The 283-nt window shown below is 36.7% G+C and carries 1 protein-coding gene; it reads right to left on the bottom strand.

All coding sequences use genetic code 11. The features are described from left to right. Window positions 1-224 (bottom strand): chromosome partition protein MukF (locus CIK77_RS17435; RefSeq protein ID WP_220224454.1); only part of this gene is annotated, 224 nt, incomplete at its 3' end. Window positions 225-283 lie beyond the last annotated feature (59 nt).

The raw sequence follows: 283 nt of genomic DNA, 5'->3' as shown, positions 1-283 counted from the left end.
GTAACGATCTTAAAGGCGTCTTGTAATTCGCCTTCACCAAGCTCTTCATCAAATTTTTCATTGCTTAATACCGCAACGGCAATCAAAAAGGCTAAACGCTCACTTGAGAGGTTCAAGGTGAAATTATTTTGTTTAACCCAGCTAACCACTTCATCAATTGGCTGTTCACCAATCGGTTCTTCAACTATTGGTTCTTCAACTAAGGATTGAGTTATTTCACTCATTATTCGTCCTGTTACTTTTATAATGACTTTATGCTCTGACGTTATTTAGGCATAAGTTT

Source organism: Microbacterium sp. JB110 (assembly GCF_003335195.1).
Classification (GTDB): domain Bacteria; phylum Actinomycetota; class Actinomycetes; order Actinomycetales; family Microbacteriaceae; genus Microbacterium.
This window is presented reverse-complemented; position numbering and strand designations above follow the sequence as displayed.